The organism is Pseudanabaena sp. 'Roaring Creek' (assembly GCF_001402795.1).
Classification (GTDB): Bacteria; Cyanobacteriota; Cyanobacteriia; order Pseudanabaenales; family Pseudanabaenaceae; genus Pseudanabaena.
This window is the reverse complement of the sequence record NZ_LIRE01000734.1, coordinates 1-4,931: the sequence shown is the minus strand read 5'-3', so window position 1 is coordinate 4,931 and position 4,931 is coordinate 1. Positions and strand designations below refer to the sequence as shown.

At 45.6% G+C, this 4,931-nt stretch carries 3 protein-coding genes; 2 read left to right on the top strand and 1 reads right to left on the bottom strand.

Annotated elements, in window-relative coordinates:
* Nucleotides 1–410: 410 nt before the first annotated feature.
* Together AC805_RS21580 and lpxD are read left to right on the top strand one after the other, a co-directional pair.
* Nucleotides 411–902 carry a DUF427 domain-containing protein gene (locus tag AC805_RS21580; protein ID WP_055077316.1) on the top strand — a complete coding sequence of 164 codons (492 nt, stop codon included), beginning with the start codon at nucleotides 411–413 and terminating at the stop codon, nucleotides 900–902.
* A 160-nt stretch (nucleotides 903–1,062) separates the two neighbouring features.
* Complete coding sequence (gene lpxD, locus AC805_RS21575) at nucleotides 1,063–2,124, top strand: UDP-3-O-(3-hydroxymyristoyl)glucosamine N-acyltransferase (RefSeq protein WP_072143714.1); 1,062 nt, start codon at nucleotides 1,063–1,065, stop codon at nucleotides 2,122–2,124.
* A 377-nt stretch (nucleotides 2,125–2,501) separates the two neighbouring features.
* On the opposite strand, the gene glyS is transcribed toward lpxD, so the two are convergent.
* Nucleotides 2,502–4,628: a glycine--tRNA ligase subunit beta gene (glyS, locus tag AC805_RS21570; RefSeq protein ID WP_055077314.1), complete on the bottom strand. Its 2,127-nt coding sequence runs from the start codon at nucleotides 4,626–4,628 to the stop codon at nucleotides 2,502–2,504.
* Nucleotides 4,629–4,931 lie beyond the last annotated feature (303 nt).

Here is a 4,931-nt window from a genome sequence, read left to right as displayed (position 1 = left end):
TATAGATAATTCAAATAAAAACTACAGCTTCGACTTCGCTCAGCTAGCTTACACCGAGGGCTGAGCGAAGTCGAAGCCCGTCTACAAGTTATTTAAAACAACTATAATACCAATTCACGAAAGTGTGACAACACTTTTGTGAATTAAAACCCAAACCCAGTAAGGGTTTTCAAAACACAAAATGGCGTAGCCATTTTGTGTTTTGGTATAAAACCCAAGATCGTGTTGCCGCGCTCCGCGCGACAACACGATCTTGGGTTTTAATTTTGTCCTAACAAGACTGGCGGTAGCTATATTTAGCACTACTTGCTCGTTTACAAAACCAAAAATAATGAATTGGTATAAATTAGAGTTGTGGCGTAAAGCGCCACAACTCTAATTTATTAAGAATTTTTTTAAGAGAAAACCTCATGCCCGAACGAATTGCACCACAAGCAGGACAGGAATCTGTATGGGACTATCCCCGCCCTGCAATTCTCGAAAGTACAAATAAACATATTCGCATCGTTTGCAATGGCATCGTCATCGCTGAAACCCAACGTGCCAAGCGCGTTTTGGAAACCAGTCATCCTCCTTGCTACTACATTCCCTTAGCAGATATTCAAATGGAATATTTAATTGAGACTTCGCGGAGGACAATGTGTGAATGGAAGGGAATTAGTCAATATTATGATATAGCGATCGCGGATAGATACATTCAAAATGCGGCTTGGCGATATACAAACCCGACCCCTAATTTTGTAGATATTCAAGATTCATTAAGTTTCTATGGCAGTCTGATGGATGCCTGCTATGTCAATGATGAGCTAATCACACCGCAAGCAGGCGATTTTTACGGGGGCTGGATTACCTCCGATATCGTGGGTCCCTTTAAGGGCGGAGCAGGAACTTGGGGCTGGTAAATTTAGGGCTGGTAAATTTGGGGCTGATACATTGGCTCTGGCAGAGGATAGCCAAAAGTAAAAACGGTGCTTTGTAACGTCTTTAGTTGGCGGGTTAGTTGGGGGTTTAGTTGGGGGTTTGGTATGATGATCGCCATTACTCTTGATATTCATCTAAATCATGACACCAATGATTTCTTTCAAACTCTCCGAACTCGCTTCAGAGCTAGCCACCGTTTTACCCGATTGTCGCTTTGAGTCCGATGGTGACGATCCGATCATTACAGGTGTAGCAGCGATCGATAAGGCTCAGGCAGGAGAAATCACCTTTGTGTCTTCATCAAAATTTGTTTCTAAACTCAAAGATACTCAAGCCAGTGCCGTCATTCTCGATCAAAAAACACCGTCAATCTTGCCCTGTATTCGTACCACTAATCCGCGCATTCTCTTTGCTAAGGTTCTCGAAAAGTTTTATCAACCACCCACCGCGCCCCTTGGCATCCATCCCACTGCAATTTTAGGCGAGGGCGTACAATTGGGAGAGAATGTCGCGATCGGAGCCTATACCGTAATTGGCGATCGCACCAAAATTGCCGATAACGTCACAATTTTTCCCCATGTCACCATTTACAACGATGTCGAGATTGGTATAGGAACGACCATTCACGCCAACTGTGTCATTAGGGATCGCACTCAGATCGGGGCAAATTGTATTTTTCATCCCAACGCCGTACTTGGTGCGGATGGATTTGGGTTTGAACTCTCCCCCGATGCCACTTGGTACAAAATCCCGCAAACGGGGTATGTCATCATTGAGGATAATGTCGAGCTGGGTTGTTCCTGTGCCGTCGATCGCCCTTCCGTCGGTGTGACCATAATTCGTAAAGGGGCAAAGCTGGATAACTTCGTGCAAATCGCTCACGGGGTGACGGTTGGGGCGCACTCGGTTCTTGCGGCACAGGTCGGCTTAGCAGGTGGGGTCACCCTCGGTCACCATGTGGTGATGGCAGGACAAGTGGGAGCCAACGATCGCGTTCATGTTGGGGATGGCGCAATTATTGGTGGTAAAGCTGGCATTACCAGTGATGTTCCCGCAGGCGCGTCTATGATCGGATTTCCTACAGTTCCTGAAAAAAGCTGGAAGCGCGTTGTCATCGCCGAACGTCAGCTTCCCGATCTACTCCATACCGTTCGTAAATTGGAAAAGCGCATTGCCGAACTAGAATCAAAGCTCGCTGAATAAATTTATAGTTGTTTTAAATAACTTGTAGACGGGCTTCGACTTCGCTCAGCCCTCGGTGTAAGCTAGCTGAGCGAAGTCGAAGCTGTAGTTTTTATTTGAATTATCTATATGTTAGGACAAAAACAAAACCCAGAAGAGTGTTGCGGCGCAAAGCGCCGCAACACTCTTCTGGGTTTTATGTCTTAATGCCAATTCCCAAAAGTGTGGCTACACTTTTGGGAATTGAAAACCAAACCCAGTAAGGGTTTTAAAATCACAAAATGGCGTAGCCATTTTGTGATTTGGTATAACTTATTTGGCTATAGCTATAAATAAAGATGTACTGCTAAAAATAAAAACGAGATGCATGGCATCTCGTTTTTAGTGGGCGGGAAAGTTTAGCCTCGAATGGTACTGAAATCGGCAAGTTGACGGCTGTAGTTGCGGATAAAGCCTAGCAAGTTGAGTCGATTTTGGCGCACTTGCGGATCTTCTGCCATAACCAGCACATCATCAAAAAATTTCCCGAGGATAGGCGCGATCGCTTTAATCCCCTCCATCAACTGAGCATCACTAGGTTGGCTGGGTAATGCGGCGATCGCTTGATAAAGAGCTTGTTCGGCTGGGTCAGTCAGGGTGTCAGCCTTGACGGCGATCGTGATATCTAAAGTTGCGCTATCTAAATCACCCTGAACGGCGAGGCGGGAAGCTCTCACAATTGGCTCGTAGATCGCACCAAGGGTGGAGTTGTCACGAGACTGTTGTAAGAAATGAGCCCGTTCTTTGAGGCGGATAAGATTGCTTAAACCTTGCAAAGTATAGGCAAGATCGTCGGCTCCCATCACCGCATCTACTAGATCGTACTCAATACCCTGCTCCGCAAGGATGGTTTCGCAACGCTGTTTAAACCATTTGTAGAGGTTCTCGAAGACCGTTTCGACAGGACTTGCTAATAAGTTTTTGTCCGCATAAACGGCGATCGCCGCTTGCAATAGTTGGGGCAAATTGAGAGCAAAGCCACTTTCCCAAGCGATCTGGACGATCCCCGTAGCCGCACGACGGAGGGCAAAGGGATCGGACGATCCTGTAGGAATGATGCCTAAACCGAAAATACCAACGAGGGTATCAAGGCGATCGCTAATGGCGACGATTTTTCCCGTTAGAGCTGTCGGCAAAGAATCACTAGCGCCACGGGGTTGATAATGTTCGCGAATACCCGTCGCCACGGCAAGAGGCTCTTGGCTAGATAATGCGTAGTAATAACCCATTTGACCTTGCAGTTCGGGAAATTCCTTTACCATTTGCGTTACCAGATCGGCTTTTGCCAACTGAGCCGTGCGATCGATGAGGACTTCATCGGCGGCGGTGATAGGCAGATTGGCGATCGCTGCTATTACAGATTTAGCGATCGTCCGAATACGATCGACTTTTTCCGCCACGGAACCAAGTTGGGCTTGGAAAGTGACTTTTTCTAATAGGGGTAAAAAAGTTTCTAGGGATACGGCGCGATCGCTATCGTAGAAAAACTTCCCATCGGAAAGCCGCGCTCTAATCACGCGACCGTTACCCGCAGCAATTAACCGCGATTTATCGGGATCGCCATTGGAAATGGTAATAAAACGAGGTAGTAATTGATCGGGATTTTTAAGGGAATAAACTGGAAAATAGCGTTGATGACTCACCATTTCGGTTTTAATCACAGGCTGAGGCAGTTCGAGAAATTCCCGTTCAAATTCGCCAATAACTGCCGTAGGAAATTCCACCAGATAAGTCACTTCTTCGAGGAGATCTTCAGGGATTTCTGCCTTGCCGCCAAAAAGCTCGACGATGCTATTAATTTGGTTGACAATATGTTTTTGGCGCTCTTTGCCATCAACCAGCACAAAGGCTTCTCGCAAAGTTTCCACATAGTCTTGAGCCGTATCAATAATTACCGATCGCGGATGCATAACTCGGTGACCTTGGCTCAAGCGATCAGACTGCACATTTTCTAAAGCGATCGGTAAAACTTCGGAATTAAATAATGACACCAACCACCGAATTGGACGTGGAAACTTTAGATCGCCATTCCCCCATCGCATCAGACGCTTGCCATCTAACCCTGTAATCCAATTAGGAGCCAACTCTTGCAAAATATCCTTTGTTTGGCGACCAATAATCTGTTGCTGAGCAAAAACAAAGGCTCCTTTGTCGGTTTCTTTAATAAAAATATCTTGAATAGCGATTCCCTTCGACTTGGCAAATCCTAATAGCGCCTTAGTCGGTTCGCCTTGAGGATCACCATTAACAAAGGCAGACCCTAGGGCGGGTCCCTTTAGCTCGACAATGCGATCGCTCTGTTGAGTGGCTAACCCTTCGATTAATACTGCTAAACGTCGCGGCGTACCATAAACACTGACCTTACTCGTAGTTAGTTGATGTTCATCTAAATTTTTAGGGATACGTTCTTGCCATTGGCGCAACGCATCAACAACAAAACTAGCAGGTAGCTCTTCAGTACCGACTTCTAACAGAAAACTTGCCATAACCACGAGTTGAGGGACTAGAACAGTTTAACGCTTTGGCGTGCAATATAAGTAGACAAGCGCAATTAAATGTAAAACCCAAAAAGCTGTAGTGCAATCGCAGCTTGCACTACAGCTTTTGACTCTGGTTTTTAATTATGCCCAGTTATACCAATTCACGAAAGTGTGACAACACTTTTGTGAATTAAACACCAAACCCAGTAAGGTTTTGAGATTCCCAAAAAGGCAACGCCATTTTGGGGATTGGTATTAAATATGCCCAGCTAAGTAAGTGGGCTTAATTAAATATAAAATCCTAAGACC

Bases quoted from the DNA above. Each gene is read 5' to 3' on its own strand.
- lpxD (WP_072143714.1), top strand. From the start codon at position 1,063: ATGACACCAATGATTTCTTTCAAACTCTCCGAACTCGCTTCAGAGCTA.
- AC805_RS21580 (WP_055077316.1), top strand. From the start codon at position 411: ATGCCCGAACGAATTGCACCACAAGCAGGACAGGAATCTGTATGGGAC.
- glyS (WP_055077314.1), bottom strand. From the start codon at position 4,628: ATGGCAAGTTTTCTGTTAGAAGTCGGTACTGAAGAGCTACCTGCTAGT.